The sequence below is a fragment of the Bifidobacterium choloepi genome (assembly GCF_010667615.1).
GTDB classification, from domain to species: domain Bacteria; phylum Actinomycetota; class Actinomycetes; order Actinomycetales; family Bifidobacteriaceae; genus Bifidobacterium; species Bifidobacterium choloepi.
On record NZ_VYSG01000001.1, the window covers coordinates 1,231,074 to 1,255,397 of the forward strand.

The 24,324-nt window shown below is 67.3% G+C and carries 7 protein-coding genes; 2 read left to right on the forward strand and 5 right to left on the reverse strand.

Annotation, left to right across the window (positions count from 1 at the left end; translation table 11 throughout):
- Positions 1–691 precede the first annotated feature (691 nt).
- Both F6S87_RS04950 and rlmB read left to right on the forward strand, forming a co-directional pair.
- Positions 692–3,664, forward strand: coding sequence for a cation-translocating P-type ATPase (locus F6S87_RS04950; RefSeq protein ID WP_163227609.1), 2,973 nt, complete (start codon positions 692–694; stop codon positions 3,662–3,664).
- Between the two features lie 559 nt (positions 3,665–4,223).
- Positions 4,224–5,210, forward strand: a complete 987-nt coding sequence (gene rlmB, locus F6S87_RS04955) for a 23S rRNA (guanosine(2251)-2'-O)-methyltransferase RlmB (protein WP_163227456.1) — start codon at positions 4,224–4,226, stop codon at positions 5,208–5,210.
- A gap of 468 nt (positions 5,211–5,678) precedes the next feature.
- Here the strand turns inward: rlmB and F6S87_RS04960 are convergent, their stop codons facing one another.
- The 5 genes from F6S87_RS04960 to F6S87_RS04980 all read right to left on the reverse strand — a co-directional run bounded on the left by F6S87_RS04960 (position 5,679) and on the right by F6S87_RS04980 (position 24,058).
- Complete coding sequence (locus F6S87_RS04960; protein WP_163227457.1) at positions 5,679–10,598, reverse strand: InlB B-repeat-containing protein; 4,920 nt, start codon at positions 10,596–10,598, stop codon at positions 5,679–5,681.
- Positions 10,595–17,686, reverse strand: a complete 7,092-nt coding sequence (locus F6S87_RS04965; RefSeq protein ID WP_163227458.1) for a Cna B-type domain-containing protein — start codon at positions 17,684–17,686, stop codon at positions 10,595–10,597. The genes F6S87_RS04960 and F6S87_RS04965 overlap by 4 nt, the downstream gene beginning before the upstream one ends.
- A gap of 247 nt (positions 17,687–17,933) precedes the next feature.
- A complete protein-coding gene (locus F6S87_RS04970) occupies positions 17,934–19,415 on the reverse strand; it encodes a DUF4032 domain-containing protein (RefSeq protein ID WP_163227459.1) in 1,482 nt (493 codons plus the stop codon).
- Between the two features lie 280 nt (positions 19,416–19,695).
- Positions 19,696–20,826 carry an ABC transporter ATP-binding protein gene (locus tag F6S87_RS04975; RefSeq protein ID WP_163227460.1) on the reverse strand — a complete coding sequence of 377 codons (1,131 nt, stop codon included), beginning with the start codon at positions 20,824–20,826 and terminating at the stop codon, positions 19,696–19,698.
- A 406-nt stretch (positions 20,827–21,232) separates the two neighbouring features.
- A complete protein-coding gene (locus F6S87_RS04980; RefSeq protein ID WP_163227461.1) occupies positions 21,233–24,058 on the reverse strand; it encodes a glycoside hydrolase family 3 C-terminal domain-containing protein in 2,826 nt (941 codons plus the stop codon).
- Positions 24,059–24,324: the final 266 nt, after the last annotated feature.

Sequence of the window (24,324 nt, forward strand, 5' to 3'; positions counted from 1 at the left end):
ATCCCGGAAAGTGGTTGGTTCCCGTCGGCAAATCTCACCTATGTTCAGGATCTTCAAGAATCCGAACGATTCGTCCTTCTTGCCGTCGCCGACCCCGGCTTGCAGCACGGGCTGGCGACGGCGACAAAGATTCTCAGGAAACTTCCAGTGAATCGGGGGCATATCACCCAGATAGCGCCGCCATACTAGGTGACATCAGCCAAGCTGATCAGGAACCCAGTCCGTTCCCGACAAACAAAATTGAACATTTCCTCTTTCTTCTTCTCTCTCCTTGAGCCCCAGCGACAAGTCGCCGCTGGGGCTTCTCTTGTTCTTCCCGCATGTTGCCAAGCCGGGCTGCAAGCCCCGGCTGGTGACATGCAGGCAGAGCGGACCATTCCCCCCTCGGCAAAGGCCGGAACCCCCCGATATGGAATAATGTCTGCTGTATGCATCCGCGGCACGCCGCCCGGATGTCCACAACCGCGCAGTCCATGGCCGCCGGCGCCGACGTCGGGGAACGCCGACGCACCAGGCAGGCGGCATCGCGAGGCTGGGAACGTTCGCCCGGGCGCGAGGACTGACTACTCCGCGGCCGAACCAGGAGAACACCATGAGCGAACGTATGAAGGGGAACGGATTCGCCGACGATCAGCGGGAGGGGCCCGCCGTCGAGACGGTCACCGTCGCCGAGCCCGAACCGGCCGATCCGATGCCGGTCGGCACGATCGATCCGCACGAAGAACACGAAGTCCATGAACAGCAGCGCCTGCTCGGCGACGTCGATCCGTCGCTGACGGACGCCACCGACGTCGCCAGGCTCCTCGACGTGGACCCGCGCAGGGGCCTCGCGTCCGGGGAAGCCCGTCGCCGCCTGGAGAAATTCGGGCCGAACGAGCTCGCGAGCGCGCCGCCGGTGCCGAAGTGGAAGAAATTCTTCCAGCAGTTCCAGGATCCGCTCGTCTACCTGCTGCTCGTCGCCACCGGCATCTCGCTCGTCGCGTGGTTCATCGAGCGCTTCCACGGCGACGCGACCGGCGAGGGAGCCGAGGCGCTCCCGTTCGACGCGATCGTCATCGTCATCATCCTGATCGTCAACGCCATCCTCGGCTACATCCAGGAGGCGAAGGCCGAGCAGGCCGTCAACGCCCTGAGCGAGATGACGGCGCCGCAGACGAATGTCCTGCGCGACGGCCACGTCCAGCGCATCAACACCGTTGACGTCGTGCCCGGCGACATTCTCGTCCTCGGCGAGGGCGACACCGTCTCCGCCGACGGCCGCCTGTTCGCGGCCGCGAGCCTGCGCATTGCCGAGGCGAGCCTGACCGGCGAATCGGTCCCGGTCGGCAAGAAGCCGGACACGCTGGCGTCCGCGAAGGCACTCGGCGACCGCGCCAACATGGTCTTCAACGGCACGTCCGTCACGCAGGGCACCGGCCGCGCGATCGTCACCGGCACCGGCATGAACACGCAGGTCGGCAAGATCGCCGACCTGCTCGCCAGCACCGAGGACGACACCAGCCCGCTGCAGAAGGAAATGAACCGCGTCTCGAAGGTGCTCGGCATCGCCGTCTGCATCATCGCCGTCGTCGTGCTCATCGCCCTCGCCTGCATGGAAGGCTTCCACAGCGCGCAGGATGTCATCGACTCGCTGCTGCTCGCCGTCTCGCTCGCCGTCGCGGCCGTGCCGGAGGGCCTCGCCGCCATCCTGACCGTCGTGCTCGCGCTCGGCGTGCAGCGGATGGCCGCCCATCACGCAATCGTCAAGAAACTGCACTCGGTCGAGACGCTGGGATCGGCCTCGGTCATCTGCTCCGACAAGACCGGCACGCTCACCCGCAACGAGATGACCGTCGAGCGCGTCGTCACGCCGTCCGGCGAGGTCGAGCTGACCGGCACCGGCTACGCGCCGGAAGGCAGCATGATCAACCTCGACGGCAGCCCCGTCTCCGACGACGTCCGCCACGAAGTCATCGCGACGCTCGGCGCCGGCATCCTCGCGAACGACGGCGAACTGCGCGAGGGCGACCGGCCCGGCAAGTGGGACGTCGTCGGCGACCCGACGGAAGTCTCGCTGATCGTCGCCGGCAAGAAGGTGAGGGCCGGCCGCCAGTACGGCCACTTCCAGCGCGTCGCCGAGATTCCGTTCACGTCGGAACGCAAGCGAATGTCGGTCATCTGCCAGGACACGACAGAAGGCGGCGAACTCACCGTCTTCGCGAAGGGCGCACCGGACGTCCTGCTCAGCTACTGCAACAGGATCGCCGTCGACGGCGGCGCGATTCGTCCGCTGACGGAAGGCGACCGGCAGACCATCCTGGACACTGTCGAACGACTCTCCCGCGAGGCCTACCGCACGCTCGGCGAGGCGTTCCGTCCGCTCGAGACGAACCGACTCGCCGACGTCCCCGGCGTGAGGGCGAACGCCGCCGGCCAGGTCACCGACATCGCCGACCAGGCCGACGCGATCGAGACCGGACTGGTCTGGAACGGCATGGTCGGCATCATCGACCCGCCGCGCACCGAAGTGCGCGACGCCGTCGCCGAAGCCCACCGCGCCGGCATCCGCACCGTCATGATCACCGGCGACCACCCGCTCACGGCCGCCCGAATCGCGTCCGACCTCGGCATCATCAGGCGCGACGGCGCGGCGCTCACCGGCGAGGAGCTCGACGAGCTCGCCGCCAGGGGCGACGCGGCGTTCGACAAGGCGACGTCGGAAGTCTCCGTCTACGCCCGCGTGGCGCCGGAACACAAGCTCAAGATCGTCGAATCGCTGCAGCGACAGGGCAACATCGTCGCGATGACCGGCGACGGCGTCAACGACGCCCCGGCCGTCAAGTCCGCCGACATCGGCGTGGCGATGGGCATCACCGGCACCGAAGTGACGAAGGAGTCGGCGAAGATGATCCTCGCCGACGACAACTTCTCGACGATCGTCGCCGCCGTCCGCGAAGGCCGCAACATCTTCGACAACATCCGCAAGTTCCTGCGCTACCTGCTGTCCTCGAACGTCGGCGAAGTGTTCACCGTGTTCGGCGGCGTCATGCTCGCCGGCTTCCTCGGCATCTCGGTGCCGGGCTCCGAAGGCGTGACGGTGCCGCTGCTGGCGACGCAGCTGCTGTGGATCAACCTGCTGACCGACGCGGCGCCGGCGCTCGCGATGGGCGTCGACCCGTCCACCGAAGACGTCATGAACCGGCGTCCGCGCAAGCTGACCGACCGCGTCATCGACGGCGAGATGTGGAGCGACATCATCTTCATCGGCATCGTCATGGCGCTCGTGACGCTGATCGGCATGGACATGCACCTGTCCGGCGGCCTGTTCACCGACCGGTCGCTCGACGCCGTCGGCCACGAGGCCCAGATGACGGAAGCCCGCACGATGGGCTTCACGATCCTGGTGTTCGCCCAGCTGTTCAACGCGCTCGCCTCCCGCAGCCACTACGAGAGCGCCTTCAAGGGCTTCTTCGCCAACAAGTGGCTCTGGGGCGCCATCCTGCTGTCGATCGTGCTGCAGCTGCTGGTGATCTACGTGCCGTTCCTGAACACGGCGTTCGGCACGGTGCCGCTGGAGCCGGGCGCCTGGCTGGAATGCATCTGCCTGTCGGTGTTCGTCCTCATCGCCAGCGAGCTGCGCAAGATCTACCTGCGCGCCCGCCGCGGCATGAAGCGGCTCGACTAGGCCACAGCTGGGCTGAAGCAACTGAGCTGAGGCAGCTGGGCTGAAGTAGCTGGGCTGAAGCAGCCGGGCTGAAGCAGCCGGGCCGAAGCAGCCGGGCCGAAGCAGCCGAAACGAACCCCGCCCGGCAACGGCCCCTGACGCAGTTGCGTGGGCTGAACGGCGGGAATCGTGTCAAATTGGCGGTGGCCTCGCGCTGACGCAACGTCGGCGTGAGGCCACCGCCAATTTACGTCCCCTGTGGCAGCTGCCTCACGCCAAGGCGACCTTGGCGTGTGACAGTTGCCATATAAGCCGCCGGTTGGCAGGCGCCTCACGCCAACGCGCCCCTAGCGTGAGGCTGCTGCCAATATTGCCTTCAAAATGTCAGGTGCCTCACGCTGGCGGCTTGCCAGCGTGAGCTGGCCGACTATAGCGACACCCAATTGGCAGGTGCCTCACGCTGGCAACTCGCCAGCGCGTGACCGCCGCGTCAATTTCATGAAAGAAATGGCGCGACGGTCACGCGAAGAGGCCGTGAACAGGCTTGCCGAAGTCCGGCGCGACAGGGATGATGGAACCTATGGCACAGAAGAAAGGCCCGACCAAGGGGTCGGGCGGCAAGCACCGTAATGCACTGCGCGGCAAGGGCCCCACGCCGAAGGCCGAGGACCGCGTCTATCACAAGGCCTATCGCGACAAGAAGGCCGCCGACAAGCGCAAGCGCTCCGATCCGCGCCTCGCGGCCGCCCGCCGCGTGGCGAAGTTCACGTCCGACTCCGACGACCTCGTCATCGGCCGTAACGCCGTGCTGGAAGCGCTGCGCGTCGGCGTCCCGGCGAGCACGCTGTATGTCGCGGCGCGCCTGGAGCACGACGACCGCACGCGCGAGATCATCCGTCTCGCCGGCATCCAGGGCTTGCACATCCTCGAGGCCGACCGGCTCGAGATGGACCGCATCGCCCGCTCCGGCAACCACCAGGGCATCATCATGAAGGCCCAGCCGTTCCAGTACACGCCGCTCAACCAGCTCGTCGACAAGGCCGAGCGCAAGGCGAAGGCGATGGAGAACGTCTCCGAAAAGGCGAAGATCCAGTCGCGCCCGCTGTTCATCGCGCTCGACGGCGTCACCGATCCGCAGAACCTCGGCGCCGTCATCCGTTCGGCCGCGGCGTTCGGCGCGAACGGCGTCATCATTCCGGAGCGCCGTTCGGCGTCCGTCAACGCGGCCGCATGGAAGGTTTCGGCCGGCGCCGCTGCGCACATGCCAGTCGCCCGCGTCGTCAACCTGACGAAGGCCATCGAGGCGCTCAAGGAACGCGGCTTCTACTCGGTCGGCCTCGACGGCGGCGGCGACAAGCTCGTCGGCCAGACCGGATTCGAGACCGACCCGCTCGTCGTCGTGCTCGGCTCGGAAGGCAAGGGCATCAGCCGCCTGACCCGCGAGGCCTGCGACGCGATCGCCGGCATCCCGATGAGCAGCATGGTCGAGTCGCTCAATGCGTCGGTCGCCGCCGGCATCACGCTCTACGCCGTCGCCCGCGCCCGCCGCGAAGCCGTCGGCGAGTGATCGCCCCGGACGAATCGTACGAGTAGTTGGAACGATCCTTCCGTTATCAGGAACGATTCGTCCATGTCTGAGGTGACGCGGACGAATCATTCCAGTCGGGTGCCTCACGCTGGCAAGCCGCCAGCGTGAGGCACCTGACATTTTGAAGGCAATATTGGCAGCAGCCTCACGCTAGGGGCGCCTTGGCGTGAGGCAGCTACCAACTGGCGGCTTATTTGGCAACTGTCACATGCCAGGGTCGCCTTGGCGTGAGGCAGCTGCCACAGGGGACGTAAATTGGCGGTGGCCTCACGCCGACGTTGGGTCAGCGTGAGGCCACCGCCAATTTGGCACGATTCTTGCCGTTCAGCCCACGCAGCACAGTTCAACCCCCGTCCCCGGTTTCCTCCAACATGTCCGCGTCCGTTCAGCCCACGCAGCACAGTTCAACCGAGCCACCTCGTGCCGGAACAGTACAACGTACAACCCTCATGCCTTGCTCCACAACGCGTACAGCGTGCCGTTGCGGTCGATCGGGATCAGGCTGCGGCCGGAGCTGTCGAAGCCGAAGGTGGAGCCGGAGCCGGCGAAGGACAGGGCGAGCATGTCGTTCTTGACGGTCGTCCAGCCCTGGAAGACATAGCCGTCGCGCACCGGGTTGACGGCCGGCTTCGTCAGGTATTCGCCGTCGAAGACCTTCTGGTCGGCGAACGCCGCGTCATGGCCGGCCGGCGCGGAGCCGCCGTTGAGGTCGAACTTGATCGTCCACACCGACCCGGCCTTCTCCCACCTCGCGACCAGCGTCAGGTCGCCGGTCACCGCGGTGCCGCCGGAGCCGGACGTCGCGGTGCCGCCGGACTCGTCATCATCGGCACCGGACTCGGCACCGGACTCGGCACCGGAGCCGCCGGTGCCGTCGGATTCGCCGCTCCCCGCCGTGCAGAACACGAACGGCGTCGTGAGGCCGGCGTCGACGTACCAGCCGAGGAATTCGTAGCGGTCGGCGTCGTCACCGTGCGCCGGCTCGACGCCGGGGTCGGCGACGCAGGCGCCGTCATCGACGGTCTGCGTCGCGAGCGCCGGATAGGCGTCGACGGCGGCCGGCGCGCCGTCGTAGTTGAGGTCGAACGTCACCGGCCACGTCTTCACCCACAGCGGGTACAGCTCGAGGTTCTCGGTCACGACGTCGGTTCCGAAGTCGAACAGGTGCTCGAGGGACGTGAAGTCGGTCGTCCAGCCGGCGAACCGGTAGCCGTCGCGCACCGGGTCGGGCACCGGCTCGCCCATCGTCTCGCCGACCACCGCGTACAGCTGCACGTCGCCGGACATGTCGAGCACGCCGTCTTCGTAGGCGGCATGGAACGTGACGAGCGTGACGTCGACGTCGTCGTCGACCCACTTGCCGTAGATCGTCAGCTCGCCGGTGACCGCCGCGGCAACGTTGTACGGCGTCGTGCCGGCGGCGTCGACGGTCCAGCCGACGAACTTCCGGCCGTCGACACTCGCGCCGTCGGCCAGCTTCGCGAGCGCCGTCGCGTCGACGGTCTCGCCGTACTTCACCGTGAACGATTCCTCCGTCCCGTCGCCGACCACGACCTTCACCTCGTACTCGCACGGCTCCCAGACCGCGACGAGCACGGTGTCCTCGGTCAGCGGCGTCGAGAAGTCGAACAGCTCGACGGTGCCGAGATCGCTGGACTGGCCGGAGCCGCCGGCCCCGGACCCGCCGGACTCGCCGGTGCCGTCTGCCACCGTCCATCCGACGAACTCGTACCCGGTCCTCGTCGGCGTCACGGGCTCCGTCGCCGTCGACCCGACGCGGATCGTCTGGGCGTCCGGCGCCGCACTCGCCCCGCCGGACCCGGTTGCGCCCGCGGACGCGCTTGTTCCGGACGAATCGTCCCCGACATCGAACGTCACGACGATGCCCTTCGTCCACTGCGCGTACAGCACGGTGCGGGCGGTGACGACGGTGCCGCCGTCGCCGAAGACGAACCAGTCGCCGCTGCCGTCGGCGGCCGTGTTCCAGCCGTCAAGCAGGTAGCCGTCGCGCACCGGCGTCTCGTCGGCGTCGAGTCCGGCGACGGTGCCACCGACGGGGACGGCGCGGCCGGCCACGTCGGCACACGACCCGTCGCAGCCGGTCTCGAACGTCACGCCGGCGACGGCCGGCCGGTACGTGTAGACGGTCGGGTCGCCGGACACGACCCAGATTTCGGCGACGCCGGACGACGAGTCGCCGGCCGCGACCCGGATCGCCGACTCGGGCACGGCGCGGTTGTAGCCGTCGGGATCCTTCGCCGTCCACGAATCGGCGCCCTGCCGGACGATGAACATGACGTTGCGGTTGCCCTTCGCCGGCTCGGTGAACGTCGCCGTCGCGACGACGCCGAAGTCGTCGTGGCCGGTGAACTGGATCGCGGAGCCGGACGTCGTCTCGTTCGTCCACATCCACAGGTCCCAGCCGTTCCACGTGTCGGCGTCGAGGTCGTACTGCTGATAGTCGCCGTCGGGCCGCATGTAGTGGACGATGACGGTGACGGTCTGCGGATTCTTGACGTCGTTCGGCGACGGCGTGCTCGCGGCGTTGCGGTACTCCTCCGAATGGTCGTACGCCGTCGCCGCGCCGTCGGTCGTCACGGTGCCGTCGAGCCAGCTTTCGATCGCGCCGCGCACCTTCTCGGTCCAGCGGCGGCTCTCGTCGTCGGTATTGTCGAGGACGGCGGCGTTGTACGATTCGCCCGTCCCGGCCACGGCCGAAAGACTGTCGACGTCCTCGCCGGTCGCGCCGGCCGCGAGCGCCAGGCCGTCCGCATTGACGATCCGGTAGTTCACCTCGAGGAAGTCGCCGGGCAATGTCGCCGTCATCCGCCGGCCCCACGAGTCGGCGGTCGCGTCGAACGGATAGTAGGTGGCCGGCATTTCGGCGCCGGACACGTCGGTGCCCCGGACGACGACGCCGGTCGCGCCGGCCTGGGCGGCCGCGCTCGTCGCCTTGAAGTGGACGGTGAACAGCGTCGTCGTGGCCGTCGAGCAGCTATACGGGACGCCAAGCGTCGTCGCGTGGCCGCGCACGGCGATCGCCGTCGTGCCGGCCGCCGCCTCGTACGGCGTCGAGCCGCCCTCCGTCGACAGTCCGTCCGCGTAATCCCAGACGACGCCGGTCGCGCCGTCCTCGTCGTCAATATCCTCGACGTCGGCCACTGCGACGCCGGTGTCCCCGGCACCGGCCGCCGTGTCGCCGGCAACGTCGTCGGCGACATCGCCGGCGACTTGCGTGCCATCGTCATCGGTGCCGGCGCCATCGGTGGTGCCGCCCGCGCCCGCGGTGCCCGATCCTCCGGACGGATCGTTCGTGAACCTGAACAATGTCTTCGACGTGCCGACGCCCGTGACCGTCGCCTGGTACCAGCTGCCGTCATCGTCGTCGACACCGGAACAGACAGTGGCGGACGAATCGTTCCCGGTCAGGCTGTCGGCGCCAACCACCTCCGCCGACTTCGTCATCCGGACCGGCTCGTCGTTGAGCAGCGTGCCCTCGTCGGCGACCTGCACGTAGACGGCGTCCCAGCCGTACGAATCGGGCAGGTAGAAGTAGATCGTCAGTGACGTGTCGGCGATCCGCTCGAGCGCCGGCTGGTCGTCGTAGCCCGGCTCGGCGCTCCTGTCGACGCCGTCCGCGCCGACGGCCGAATCGGCGCCCCACAGCGTCGCCCAGTTGTCGACGGTCGCCGAGTAGTAGATCGCGACGGCGCCGCGCCTGGCGACCGTCGTCGTGAACTGGCCGCCCTCGACGGTGACGGTCGCCGAGCAGTCCGAGCTGTTGTAGACGTCGCAGTAGACGCCGTCCGGCAGGTTCGTCACGTACGTGACCTCGTGCGCCTGCAGCGCGTTGTTCACGGCGAAGAAGCCGACATCCTGGCCGTCCGCGTCGGTCCTGGCGAAGCCGGCGTTGGCGTTCGCCGGCTCCTGCCACGACGAGACGGTCGCGTCGCCGACGGCGTTGTGGAAGCCGATCATGCCGCGCACCGACGTCCAGCGCTGCTGGCAAAGCCACTGGCCGTCGGCGACGTCGGTGTACTTCGTCGTGCCGTCCATCGCCGCGCAGGCCGCGTCGAGGTCGACGTCGATCACCCCGGTCTCGGTCGTGCCGGCGGCGCCCTCGTCGTAGTCGAGGAAATAGTAGTCGGACAGGATCTGCGGCTGGCCGTAGCCGTAGGCGAGCATGAAGGCCGTCGCCATTTCGTAGCGCGAGCCGGACGAATAGTTCAGCGTTTCCGAGCCGCGCACGGTGTCCCAGTTCGCGACGAACACCGTCGCGTCGTCGGAGTCGAGCATGCCGCCGTCGGTGCCGATCGACTGCAATGAGGAGACCGAGCCGGTGAAGTAGTGCAGCATGCGGTAGGCGAACTCGAATTCGCTGACCTGGCCGGTGCCGGTGTACGTCGACGGCGCGAGCGATGCCGCGTCGGTGTCGTGGTAGATGACTTCCTGCTGGAACATGATGTCGTCGGCGTCGACGCCGATCTTCGTGGCAAGTTTCGCCTTGATGGCGGCGAGGTCGGTCGTCGAGATGTGCTTGGCCGAGTCGACGCGGTAGCCGCGCACGCCGAGATTCCACAGGTACGCGAGATAGTCGGCCTGGATTTCGCGGACCTTCTCGCTGCCGGTGTTGATGTCCCACATCGTCGACAGCCGGCATTCCTGCACCTCGGTGGCGTTCGAATAGTCGACGATGGCCGAGCGGCACTTGTGGAAGTCGCCGCTCGCGACGCCGTACTGGTAGTTGTTGCCGCTCTCCTCGTACTGCGTGATGCCGATGCCGAGGTACCGGCCGTAAGTGCCGTTGTAGGCCGTGCCGTTGACGCCGAGCTGGTCGTCGACCCACGAGACGTCGGTGCCGGTCGTGTGGTTCAGGACGACGTCGGCGATGATGTCGACGCCGACGGCGTTGCACCGCTCGATCATCGACTGCAATTCGGCTTCGGTGCCGAATCGCGAGTTCGCCTCGTAGGAGACCGGCTGGTAGACAGTCCACCATTCGGTGCCGCGCACGCTCTCCTGCGGCGGCGAGATCTGCACGTACCCGACGCCCTCCGGCCCGTAGACGCGCTCGCATTCGTCGGCAATCGTGTTCCACGACTGCTGGAAGGCGACGACGGTGACGTCTCTCGTCGCCGTCACGGTCGTCGAGAATCCGGAGGAAGTATTGGGCGATTCGGCGGTGCTGCTGGACGATTCGGCGGTGCTGTTGGGCGATTCGCCGGCTGCCGCCACGACGCCGATCAGTTCGGCCGGCACCGTCGCCGTCAGCACGAGCAGGAACCCGAACAGCAGCGCCGCGAGCCGGTGCCCGCGACGGGCGGCGTGGTGGGCCTTGCGCGCCATGTCGATCCTGATCCTCGTCATCGTGCGGCCCTCCTTCCGCTGTCGCCGGCCTCGCCGTTTCCGTCATGACCTATCGGTGTTTCACGTGCTTCTCGAAATACGCTAGTAGTTTCACGTGCTTTTCGGCCAAGGTTGCGGTCAAGAGAGATAGTTTCACGTGCAACAAGCCTCCTCCACCGGTCGTCGCGGACGCCGAGCGCGAGCACCAGCGCGATGGCGACGGCGAGCGCTCCCGCGGCCACCATCCACGGTCCGATGCCGTCGCCGCCAGTCGATGGCAGCCCGTAGCGCGGCGTCGTCGTGTTCGTCAGCCGCAGCACGTAGTGGTCGGTCGAGCCGAGGACGACGACGGAGCCGTCGGCGCCGGTCACCGGATTGCCGTCGTCGTCGACGACGGGCGTGCCGGTCAGGTTCGTCAATGTCGCCGTGTACTCGGCGAGCGAGCGAGCCGCGGCCAGGCCCGAGGCGTCGGCCGAATCGTCGAACTGCTCGGTCAGCGAGTATGCGACGAGCGAGCCGTCCTGGTATTTCGGCAGCCCGGTGAACGTGTACGTCCAGTCGTTGTCGGCGCCGAGCACGACGCAGCTGACGCCGACGACGGTCGCGACGTCGCTGTCGACGCAGTCGCCGTCGAACGTCGACGGCAGTCCGTCGGTCCACAGGCCGGTGGCGTCGCTGACGCCGGTCGACTGCGGCACCGGCCAGCCGTTCGATTCGGCCCACAGGCTCGACAGCAGCCACACCGTCACCGACTCGGGCCGCGTGCCGTTGTGGTCGTCGGCGTCGTCCCAGACCTTCGTCACCTCGACCTCGGTCGTTTCGGGCACGTGCGTGTTCGTGAACGTGACGACGGTGTCGCCGTCGTCGTTGTCGGTCGTCTCGACGGCCGGCGAGCAGGAATCGGCGGAGCATGTGCCGGACGAATCGTAGCCGTTGTAGCCGGCGACCGGCGACTCGACGACGGTGTAGCCGTACGGGTTGCCGTACGCGTTGTTGGCCGGCAGGTTCTCGATCGTCCACTGCCACTCGCCGTCGTCCGGCCGCAGCATCGTCGTGACGAGCGTGTCCGTGCACGTCGCTTCCTTGCCGGCGACCGTGCAGGTCGCCGTGCCGTAGACGACGACACCGATCGACGCCGGCCGCACGCCGTCCTGGTCGTCGGCGTCGTCCCACTCCTTGACGATCCCGAGGTCGACGCTGTCGGGCGAATGGAGGTTGTAGATCGTGTAGCTCGCGCCGTTGAGCGCCGTGCGCTTCGCGATCCACATGCGGTAGGCCTCGACGGCGTCGCTGCGGCCGCCGTCGACGGTCGACAGTGTCTCGGAGACGGTCCAGCTGATGCGCACGCCCTCGTCGTCATAGACCGGCAGACCGGCCCAGTCGACCGACCAGTTGTTCATGTCGCTCAGGACCTGCTCGGCGTAGAGCGTGCCGTTGCGGTAGAGCTGCGCCGTGACGACGAGGCTCGAGCGGTAGTTGTCGTTGTCGCGGTCGTCTTCCCAGCGCTTCGTCGCCGTCACGGCCGTGTATTGCTTGACGGCGTCCTCGACGACGATCGTGTTGCCGGCGACGGCCGTCTCGCCGACATATACCTGCCCGCCGGAGACGGTGAAGGCAATCGGCGAGTTCGAGACGTCGTAGCCGTCGGGCGCCTTCGTTTCGGTCAGCATGTACGTGCCGTCGGCGAGCGCCAGTGTCACCGGCCCGTCGGCCGTCGACGTCCAGGCGACCGGCGCGATCGCGTCGCCCTCGAACGTCGTGCCGGTCACCGCGAATTCGGCACCGGCGAGCTCGGCCGAGCCGCCGACGGCAGTCTTCGAGACAACGACGTTCGTCCGGTTCGGCTCGTCGGTCATCGTGACGGTGTTCGTCGCGAGCTGCTCGCCGTCGACGCTGACGGTGCCGTCGAGGTTGACGGTGAAGACGATGTCGGTCGCGGTCGCGTAGCCGTCGGGCGCCGCACTTTCGTGCAGCCGGTACGTGCCGGGGACGAGCGTGACGGTCTTCGCCGTGCCGGTCGACGTCCACGTCAGCGGATTGATTGTCTCGCCGGCGAGCGTGACGCCGCCGAGCGTCAGCGTCGCGCCGGCGATCTCGCCGACGCCATCGGTCAGGCTCGTCTTGTTGACCTTGACCGTCGTCGTCGTGAAGTAGTCGGTCATCGCGACGGTGTTGTCGTCGGCCTGCTTGCCGCCGACGAGCACGATCAGGCCGCCGTTGTCGGCGCGCACGACGGTGAACTGCACCGGGTCGGCCGTCTTGTAGCCGGTCGGCGCCGCCGTTTCGGCCAGCGTGTAGGTGCCCGGTTCGAGCTCGAGTCGGGTCGATTCGTCCGCCACGCTCGTCCACGAGATCGGATCGATCGCCTCGCCGGTCGCCGTGACGGTGCCGGTGACAGTCAGTTCGGCGCCGGCGATCTCGTTGCCGCCGACGTCCCGCTTCGAGATCCAGACGTAGTCGCTGTCGGGGTGGTGCGTGTTCGTGACGGTCACGGCGCCGGATGTCCTGTCGACGGCGACGGTCGCCACATAGCCGTCGGGAACGTTCGTTTCGCGGACCGTATACGAGATCATGACGCCGTTGTCATATGCGGGCAGATCCTTGAATTCGCCGGTCCAGCTGTTGTCGGCGGTGCCGCTGCCGGTGCCGCCCGCGAGCGTCAGCGTCTTGCCGGTCGCGACGCCGTCGGCGTAGAGTTCGACGACGATGCTGTCCGGCCGCAGCTCGTCCTCGTCGGCGTCGTCGGCCCAGACCTTCGTGACCGGCACCGACGTCGTCGCCGGTTCGTGAACGTTCGTGAACGAGCAGGTCAGCGCGACCGTGCCGGACGTGGTCGGGTCGGCAGTGTTTCCCGTGCTATTGCCGCCGCCAGCGCTTCCGCCAGTGCCGTCTCCTGCCGCACTGTTCCCCGTGAAACATTCCTTGACGACGCCGTATTCGACGCCATCGACCTCGCGGTAGACCTCGGACACGCTGTAGATGACGTCAAGATCGCCGTCCTTGACCGGCAGATTGTTCCACGTGACTGTCGAGTTGGCGGTATTCGGGACGGTCTTCGACTGGTTCGTGACGACGTTCCACGTGGAACCACCATCGGTCGAGCGGCTCAGCACGAACGTCGCGGTGCCGCGGCCGCCGTCCTGGTTGTCGCCGTCGTCCCACGTCTTCGTCGTCGTCACCGATGTCGTCAGCGGCTGGTCGGCGATGGTCAGCACGTTGCCATCGTCCGTCCTGATCGACTGGCCATTGACGATGACACCGCCCGATTCGGTGACGACGACCGTGACCGGATCGGCCGCCGCGTAGCCGTCCGGCGCCGTCGTTTCGGTCAGCGTGTAGGTACCGGCCGTCAGTCCGGCGAACGTCGCCGACGTCGTGGTGCACGACGTCACGGCCGTGCCATCATCGACATCGGCCATCCCGGCGGCATCGGCGGCAGCGTCCGAACCGGACGAATCGTCGGAATTCCCGGCGTCATTGCCGGTGCAGTCGGCCGACGTCCACGTCTCCAGGAACGTGGCATCGCCGTCCTTCGTCAGCTCGAACACGGCGCCGGCGAGCGCCGTGCCGTTGAGATCGGTCTTCTTCAGCGTGAACGACGCATTGACCTTGCCGGTGTTGCTGACGGACCACTGGTATGTCTGCAGCGTGACGGTCTTGCCGGCGCCGGTCGTCGCCATCGCGAGCGTCACCGGAACGCCGTCGACGGTGACGCCGGTCCAGACGGCGGCCTCGGTACTCTTCGGAAAGACGAGATAGATGACCGGCTGCGTGACGTCGGCGCACGGATCGTCGGCGCCGGCGGCGTCGGAGGAATCGGCATCGCCGGAGGAATCGTTCCCGCTGTCGGCAGCCGCGCCGACGTCGCAGTAGCCTTCCGGCGCCGTGATCTCGGTGATGCGGTAGATGACGTCGGTCGCCAGTCCGATCGTCGCGTAACCGCTCGTCGACGACGTCAGCGTGCTCGTCAGCGTCGAGACGGTCGCGTCGGCCGACGACAGCGCCGTGCCGGGCAACAGCGACGTGGAGACGACCGCCGCGCCGCTCTCCTCGTCGCCGAGGCCGAAGTCGAGCTCGTCGACCTGGAAGACGGCGCCGTTGAGCGGCTTCGTCGTGTCGCCGTCGGCGTACTTGTAGATCTGCAGCGCGGCGCTGTCGGACGTGATGCCGGCCCTCGCCTCGATAACGTCGTCGATTTCCGTCGTCGCGTCGCTGCCGTAGTCGGCGTAGCCCGCCAGCGCGATCGAGTTCGTCGCGAGTCCCTCCATCGATTCGCCAGCCTGCAGCAGCACGAGCGACTTGTAACTGATGACGATCGGCGTGGCGTCCGGCACCTTGAAGACGATCGTCTTCGTCGTCGGATCGTAGGAATAGGCGGCCGACTCGATCTCGGCGCCGGTCGTCTTCGACGCGATCGAGACCGAGTCCATGCGCAGTTCGAGCGCGTCGCCGAGCACGTCGGTCAGCGTCAGCGTCTTGCCGCCGTTGAGCGTGGCGCCGGACGCGTTGACGGTGACGGTGTACGTGACGTAGGGCGCCGTCGTGCCGTCGTAGACCGACGACTTGTCGACGATGTTCGACGGTCCGGCCCAGACCGACGCGGTATCCGGCCCCTGCGCGGTGCCGGAGACGCTGATGACGGCCGTGTTCCCGTATTCGCCGTAGCCGGTCGTGTAGTCGAATGTCGTGTTGTAGACGAGGTAGAGGCCGGACGACGTCTGCGCCTGCGCGAACGCGGCCGAGCCGGGCGCGATCGTGAACGTCACGGTGCCGTCGGCGTTGACGGTCGCGCTCACGCCGTCGTAGGCCGGATAGACGTTGGCGCTGCCGTTCCACGTGGCCGTGTTGCCGTAGCCGGTGACGGAGCCGGCCACGTAGGCGGTGCCGGCCGGCAACGTGTCGGCGATGGTGACGGATGTCGCGTCGGCGGCGACGTCGTGCACCCACAGCTGCCATGCCAGGATGCCGTTCGCCGACGAGTCCGCCGTGTTCCACTGGTTGTAGTAGTACAGCGTCGATTTCGTCATGTTGTCGCTGACCGGCGAATAGGTTGCCGTCACCGACTTGTTGATCGACGTCGCCGTGTTATAGAGCGTCGCGTTCGTCGCGAGCGAGCCGTTGACGTAGCTGACGAGCGCGATATACAGCGTCGTGTTCCTGGCAATGGCGTCGTCGAACGTGACGGTCAGCGTCTTCTGGCCGGCCGAGACGGCCGTCGAGTAGCCGCCCGAATAGGGCTGCGTGCAGTTCGCGTCGGTGTAGACGACAGCCTGCGCATTGGAGGCGAAGTATTGTTGCGTGCCGAGCGTGTTGCCGGACGAATCGACGTCGACGCTGTCGACGACGGTCTTGCCGGCCGGCAGGTCGACGAGCGCCGTGAACGTGACGATCCACTGCAGCTGGTCGGTCGCCGTCGCCGAGCCGGCGTACCGCTTGGCCAGCGAGACGGCGTCGCTGCCGACCGTCACGGTGCCGGTCGTCGTCACCGGCGAGTTGCCGTCGCCGGGCGTCACGGTGACGGCGTTCGAATACGTCGCCTTCTCGCCGCTGCCGGCTTCCGGCACCGACGTCGCCTGCGTCGTGTAGCTCAGCCGATATTCGGGATACAACGATCCGTCCGACTGTAGCGGCAGCGAGACGTTGCCGGCGAGCAGGTCGGCGAGCGTGACGGTGACGGTGTCCGGGCTGCCGTCCCACCAGCGCGAGTGCATGCACGTGATCGTGACGCTCGCCGAGCCGTCGACGTCCTGGCCGGACCCGACGGTGTCCTTGACGAGCGAGGCCGTCGTCACCTGTGCGTCGGCGTCCGGCACGACGGTGATCGTCCACGTGATGACGCCGCTGTCGCTGGCCTCGCCGGACTTCGTGACCGACCAGCTGCTGTCGAGCCACAGTTCGCGGCTCGTGGTGCCGGACGTCGTGTCCTCGTCGCTCGAGAACGTCACGGTGTTGCGGATGCGATCGTAGTTCTGGTACGACTTCGTGACGGCCGTGACGTCCTGCCGGTCGATCCGGACGTAGTACACGACGTAGAGCGTCTGGCCATCCGTCATCGAATCGATGTTGAGGGTGAACGAATGGCTGTCCTGCGTCTCGACGTACCAGCTTCCGGCATATTGCCGCGTCAGGTCGGCGTCGGCATAGATCGCGATGGAAGGATCGTCCAGCAATGTCAGCAGGTCGCCCATGCTGTCTTCCAGCCGCACGTTCGTGTTCGTGCCGGTCGACGTGACGTCGACGACGAAATAGAAGACCGTGTTGTCGTCGGTGCTGACGGCGCCGCTCTTCGACGCCTCGAGCGAGTGCTGCTGCTCGACGGTCGCCTCGATCGTGCCGATGCCGGGAAACTCGAAGACGGCGCCGCCGCCGTTGGCGCCGCCGGTCGCCGCCTGCGTGACGGTGCCGGTGACGGTGACGTAGGCCGAGACGTTCGAGCCGAGCACGCCGCCGTCGGCGGTGCTGTACGTCACGATCACCTGGCCGCCGGTGACGACGAACGTGCCGCAGGCGTTGCCATCGGCGTCGTAGAGCGTGTATGTCTTGCCTTCCTCGAACTCGATGTTCGCCGGCAGGTCGTAGACGAACGTGTCGCCGTCGTGGATGGTCACCGAGTTCGGCACGGTCCAGTGCAGCTTGAGCGTGACGTCGTCGCCGTACTGCAGCGTCATGCCGGAGCTGTACGGCTGGCCGGCGAACGTCAGCTCGGTCGACGACGTGTCCACCCAGCCGAGCTCGCCGATGTCGTATTCCGCCGCCATCGCCACCGTCGCCGGCAGCGCCGCCAGCGTCGTCAGGCAGCCCAGCAGCAGCGCGAAGACGACAATGACGGCCGCAACGGCACGGGAACGACGGCGCGGAACGGCGGTTGCGGAGGCCGCGGAAGCCGCGCTTGCGGGGCGGGACGGCGTGGCAGCCGCGCCGGACGGCGACACAGCGGCACCCCGGGTGCCGGAGCGGGACGATGCGGAGGCATGGAAAAGCGCCGTCGCCGCGTCATTGCGGTGACGGCCGGTACCGCCGCTGCGGGCGCAGCCCAACCATTCGGCGGGCCGACGCGGCAGCGCGGCGGGTTCCTGCGCGGCATGCGCGCCCCGACGGTGCCGATGCATAACGCCCTCCTCCGACGCCATGCACGTCTGCCAACGTGATGTACTGCCATTCTCCTCGGGAACGTTCTCCTCGGGCATTCGTCATTGAATGCCCACGTTCCACCCCACCAACGCCGCCATTTGGGGACAGGGACAGGCGACCCGGTAGTGCCTTCCAGCTTATCAGGTTCATTTAGGCAACTCACTCGGGTTTGTGACATCAAAAGACAAGAGCTCCCTTCCAGGGAGCTCTTTCTGGTCTTGCGACTTACTGCGCCCAGACGGCGGCGTCGGGGTCGTCTTCGGCGTTGTAGCCGTCCTCGTCGGTGCCGTCGTTGGGGACGCCGAACGCGGACGGATCGTCCGGACTGTCCGGCATGTCGGCCGGACCGGCGGCCGGGGCGTTGTAGGTGGCGGTGTCATCGACGACGCCGGAGTCGGCTTCGGCGTTGAGCTCCTCGAGCGTTTCCGAATCGATCATGTACTTCGGCAGCACGTTCTTGATGTAGCTCTTGACGGCCTCCCCCATCGGGATGTCGTGGCCGGCGTTCTCGGCGAGGAACCAGCGGTGGTCGAGCACCTCGTGGAAGAACTGCGCCGGCTCGATCTTCGTGCGGTAGTCCTTCGGGATCATGCGGACGGTCGGTTCGAAGACCTCGCGCATCCAGTCGGTCGCGACGATCTCGATGTCCTCGCCTTCGCGCCACGTCGACGCGCGGTACGATTCGAGGTCGTTGAGCAGGCGCCGGGCCTGGTTCTCCTGCACGTCGAGGCCGGTCAGGCGCAGCAGCTTGCGGTTCGCGTAGCCGGCGTCGACGACGCGCGGGCGGACGAGGACGCGCTTGCCATCCTCCGTCGTGTTCATCTCGAGCTCGTCGACGTCGAAGCCGAGATCGTTGAGGCGGTTGACGCGCTGCTCGATCTTCCACATCTCGCTCGGGTTGAAGTCCTCGGTGTCGGTCAGCGCGCTCCACAGCGAGTGGTAGCGGTCGACGAGGCGGTTGCCGATCTCGATCTCGTCGACTTCCGGCGGCAGCAGCTCGCCGGAGCTCAGGTCCATCAGTTCGCCGATGATGTTCGTGCGCGCGAGGTCGATATCGTATTCGCGCTGGCCCTCGGTCAGCTGGGCCTGCAGTTCGCCGGTCTCGGCGTCGACGAGGAAGGCCGAGAACGCGTCGGCGTCGCGCTCGAACAGGACGTTCGACAGCGAGACGTCGCCCCAGTAGAAGCCGGCGAGGTGCAGGCGCACCATCAGCACGGCCAGCGCGTCGATCAGGCGCTCGGCGGTGTCGGGACGCAGCGTGCGCGAGAACAGCGCGCGGTACGGCAGCGAGAAGCGCAGGTGCTTCGTGACGAGGATCGCCTCGAGCGGCTCGCCCTCGTTGTCGTGGCGGCCGGTGACGACGGCGATCGGCTGGACGGTTGGCAGGTCGAGCTTTTGCAGCTGGCGCAGGATCTCGTACTCCCGTTCGGCGACGTTCCGCGTGATTTCCTTCATCGCGTAGACTTCGTCGCCGACGTGGACGAATCGCACGACGTGGCGGGAAATGCCTCGCGGCAAGTTGACGAGCAGGTCTTCCGGCCACGTCGACAGCGGCTTCTCCCACGGCAGCGAGAACATCTTCGGGTCGGTGGCGGCGGCGGTGATCTTCAGCGACGCCGGCTCCGGCGACTGCGCGGCCGGGTCCTCGGCCTTGACCGACGTCGCCTTGAGCGCGCGGGGGTCCATGTGCGGAACGTCAATACTCATAGTCGTCACTTTACCTCAGGGTGTCCGTCGCTCTGCGCTCGCGGCTTCCGTTTTCCACAAACCGCCACGTTCCCGTGCGGGAAAAACAAAGACCCCGCAGCCATGCGGGGTCTTTGTCAACGAGGCGACAAGAGAGGAAGAAAAACCTCGTTTACTCTCTGGCGGGGAACAGCAACCCCGCCAAATCTTCCATCTGGGCCGGGCCGGACGAATCGTTCGCGAGTCCCGGCGGCTGGTCGGAGCGACCGCCGCCGGCTGGCGGGAACGATTCCCGCGGGGCTCAGTTGATGCGCAGCTCGGTCGACGGAGCGAACAGGTGCATCTTGGCCGGGTTGATCTTGATCTTGACGACGTCGCCAACCTGCGGCAGGGCGCGCGGGTTCACGCGGATGGTGGTGAGCTTGTTCTGGTCGGACATCATCGCGTTGTGATCGTCGGAGACGGCGTCGTCGGACAGGATGTTGCCGTAGATGTAGCCGTCGGAGCCCAGGTCCTCGACGTTGACGACCTTCAGCGAGAAGGCGTTCTCGTCGTCCGGGGTGGCGAGCGTCGCGTCTTCCGGACGGAAGCCGACGATGATCTCGTTGTTGTCTTCCGGCGTCAGCTTGGCCACGGCGTCCTTCGGCAGGTCGATCGTGTCCTCGCCGACCTTGGCCTTGCCGTCGACGACCGGGTGCGTGTTGATGTTCATCGACGGGGAGCCGATGAAGCCGGCGACGAAGACGTTGGCCGGGCGATCGTACAGCTCGGTCGGGGCGCCGACCTGCTGCAGGATGCCGAGCTTGATGACGGCGATGCGGTCGCCCATCGTCAGGGCCTCGGTCTGGTCGTGGGTGACGTACAGCGTGGTGACACCGAGCTGGCGCTGCAGGGCGGCGATCTGCGTACGGGTCTGGACACGGAGCTTGGCGTCGAGGTTCGACAGCGGCTCGTCCATGAGGAAGACCTTCGGCTCGCGGACGATGGCGCGGCCCATGGCGACGCGCTGGCGCTGGCCACCGGACAGGGCCTTCGGCTTGCGGTCCAGGAACTCGGTCAGGTCGAGGATCTCAGCGGCCTTCTCGACGCGCTTGCGGATCTCGTCCTTCGGGGTGCCGGCGATCTTCAGGGCGAAGCCCATGTTGTCGGCGACAGTCATGTGCGGGTACAGCGCGTAGTTCTGGAACACCATGGCGATGTCGCGGTCCTTCGGCTGCATGGTGGTGACATCCTTATCACCGATCAGGATGCGGCCCTTGTTGACCTCTTCGAGGCCGGCCAGCATGCGCAGCGTGGTGGACTTACCGCAGCCAGACGGGCCAACGAGAACGAGGAATTCGCCGTCCTTGATGTCGAGGTTGAGATCGTCAACCGACGGCTTGTCGTTGCCCGGGTAGATACGGGTGACGTGATCGAAAATGACTTCTGCCATTGTTCATCCTTTCATCGGCAGGTACGTGCCGAACGATCCGTTGTGAGGGGATTACTTTGGTGGTGTCGTCGTCTACGGCCGTCCACTTCGACTCGGCTGCAGAGTTCAACATTTTTCTTAATTTTTCTCCGGCCGAAACAAATTTTCCTGATCGTGAAAAATTTTCTCCGGAAGGAGTTTCGTTCAGTGGAGAGGTGTCTCTTCATTGAGCTGTGGATTACTATACATCACCCCCCGAATTTCGCCAGCACCCGGCGCGTTCTCCACTTTTTTTCAAACCGCCCCGAAAAAATAAACAGACTAAATTCATTTTTTTGACTGAAACGATTCGGCCGTCCTTCTCTCCCGCCAGATGTCGCAAACCCGGGCCGCTGGCCCGGGTTTGCGACATCAAGACGGGGCGCCGCTATCGGCGGCCGGCGCGGCGAAGCTTGTTCGCCGCGAGCGTATTGGTCCACATATTGGCCGGGACGTCGTGGACGAGGCGGGCGGCGGCGCGCAGGGCGTGGCCGTTCGCGAAGTCGACGAGGTCGTCGACGATCGCGCGGTCGACCTTGCCGCCGGCCATCTTCTGCATCGCGCGCGGCGGCATGTTGAGCACGAACAGCGCGCCCATGTCCGGGGCGCCATGCTGGTCGGGCTTCGAGGCCTTGCGCTGCAGCGACCCGGCGAACAGCCTCGCCAGGCGCCCGTCGGCGCGCGTCCAGCTCGACAGCGGCACGTTCGGCCCGAACGGCTTCGGATCCTCGTTCGGCACGAGGTTCTCGCCGTTGACTTCCGGGTTGCGGTGCTCGGGCCGCGGCATTGTCGCGCTACCGGAGGTCGCCCGGAACGATTTGCCCGTCCTGGCGCCGCCCGCATCCTCGACGTCCGGCGCCGTCCCCCTCTCCCCCGGCAGCGGCGTGCGCGCGAGCCGGAACATCGCGCGGACGTCGTCGGCCGTGGCGTGATGGACGTCGGCGTAGGCAAGGGAGCCGAGGGCCGGATCGGTCGGGTGCGGCGAGCGGTCGCCGTGGATGTGGACGAGCGACGACAGCGGCAGGTCGACGCAGCTCGTGCCGACCATGACGGTCCACGCGCCGCTCGTGACATGCCAGGCGCCGTCGCCGGCGTCGAAGTGCCGGAACGTCATTTCGTCGAACTCGATGCGCGCTTCCCGCCGGCCGCCGGCCGGCACGTCGACCTTCGCGAAGCCCTTGAGCTCGCGGGCGACATGCGGGCCGCCGTCGGTCGGCGCGGCGACATACAGCTGCACGACGGCCTTGCCATCGACGGGCGAATCGTTCGAGACAATGCAGGCGACGCCCCACTGGTTGACCTCGAGATCCGACAACGTGAAGCGGGAGTAGGACAGGCCGAAGCCGAACGGGAAGCGGACGGGGCGGCCGGCCGTCGCGAAGTAGCGGTAGCCGACGAACGGGCCCTCGCGGTAGATGGCGTGCGGGCCGGGCGCCGGGAACCACGCGGCATTCGGGCAGTCGGCATACGTCAGCGGCCACGTCTGCGCGAGGTGGCCGGACGGGTTGACGTCGCCGGCGAGCACGGCGGCCGTCGCGGCGCCGGCCGCCTCGCCGGCGAGGCCGGTGTACAGCAGGCCGTCCACGTCGTCCGCCCACGGCAGCTCGACCGGGCCGCCGGCGACGAGCACGGCGACGACCGGCTTGCCGGTGCGCTTGCGCAGCGCGGCGAGCGCGCCCATCAGGTTGTCCTGCGCCTTCGGCAGCGCCATCGTCGCGCGGTCGACGCTCTCCGACTCGTCGGCTTCGGTCAGGCCGACGACGGCGACGACGACATCGACGTCGTCGCGCCGCGCGAGCTTCGTCGCCTCGTGCAGCTTGCCGGCGTCCGGCTTGCCGTCGCGCCGGTAGCCGTCCGCGTAGCCGACGACGGTGAAGCGGTGACCGGGCTGGCCGGCGGCCCGCCCGTCAAGTCGCGACGATTCGCGCGGCTGTTCGGCGAGCGCGTCCAGCGCGTCGAGGATGGTGTCGGCGCGATGCGTGGTGACTTCCGACGAGCCGCCGCCCTGGAAGCGGGCGTGCACGGCGAGGTCGCCGACGACGGCGACGCGGCAGCCGGGACGGAGCGGGAGGGCCGGGACGGTGGTGGCGGCGGCGCCAGTCGTGTCGCCAGTCGCATCACCGGTCGAATCGCCAGTCGCACCGGGCTCCGGGGTCGCGGACGAACCGGCGGACGAATCGTCCAGCGTATTGCCGCCGTATGGCGCGACCGAATCGTTCTTCAACAGCGTCAGCGTCTGGACGGCGGCGTCGAAGGCGAGCGAGTGGCCGCGGTCGAGCAGGTCGTCGCCGATCTGCAGCTTCTTCTTGCGGCTCATCAGGTCCGGCGCGTCGCCGGGCACGTCGTAGTACGTTTCGCGCGCGACCTTCGCGACCTCGAGCGCGCGGGCGAGCAGGTCGTCGTGAGTGACGGTGCCGGCGCGGAACGCCGCTTCCAGCTCGCGCAGCGACGTGAGGCCCGGCGACGGCATCTCGAGCGAGCCGCCGGCGAGCGCCGCGCCGACCGCCGTGTTCGAGCCGCCCCAGTCCGACATCGTCATGCCGTCGAAGCCCCATTCGTTACGCAGGATGTCGGTGAGCAGGTGCCGGTTCTCGTGCGAGTAGACGCCGTTGACCTGGTTGTAGGACGTCATCATCGTCAGCGGGCCGCTCAGCCGCACGACGAGCTCGAACGCCGTCAGGTACAGCTCGCGCAGCGTGCGCTCGTCGACGACCGAATCGCTGGCCTGGCGGCGCAGCTCCTGGCTGTTGACGGCGAAGTGCTTCGGGCACGCGGCGATGCCCCGCGACTGGATGCCCTTGACCAGGCCGGCGCCAATGCGGCCGGAGACCTGCGGATCTTCCGACAGATATTCGAAATTGCGGCCGCATAGCGGGTTGCGCTGGATGTTGACGGCGGGGCCGAGCAGCACGTTGACGCCGAGCGCGCGGGCCTGGTCGGCCATCGCGGCGCCGACCGTCTTCGCGAGGTCGGGGTCCCAGCTCATCGCGAGGTTGACGCCGCACGGGAAGCTCGTCGCCTCCTTCGCGCACTCGGTGCCGGGCAGGTCGGACGCCATGCCGACGGCGCAGCGCACGCCGTGCGGACCGTCGCTCATGACGAATTTCGGCACGGCCGCCCGCACGTTGCCGCGCGATGTCCACATGTCCTCGCCGCTGAGCAGCGCCGCCAGCTCGATCGGCGAGCATTTCCTCAAGTCGTCTTCCAGCCCCATCGCATCCCCCCTTCACGTGCGCCTCGCGCATGCGTCACGCGCATCCGTCTGCGGCTCGCTCTCCTCGTTGAAGCTTGCTGCTTCTCACTGTACGCCGTCCCCGGCGACGCGGTAAGGCGCCGGATCGTCCTTCAGGCGGCGCGGGACCGTTGTTTCCGGGAAAGGACGCACAGGATTTTTGCCCCGACAAAATCCAGTGCGCTTTCGCACAAAACCCAACATCGGGACTATTGTGATTCCAACGTTTTCAGGGTGTCCCAGAAAAT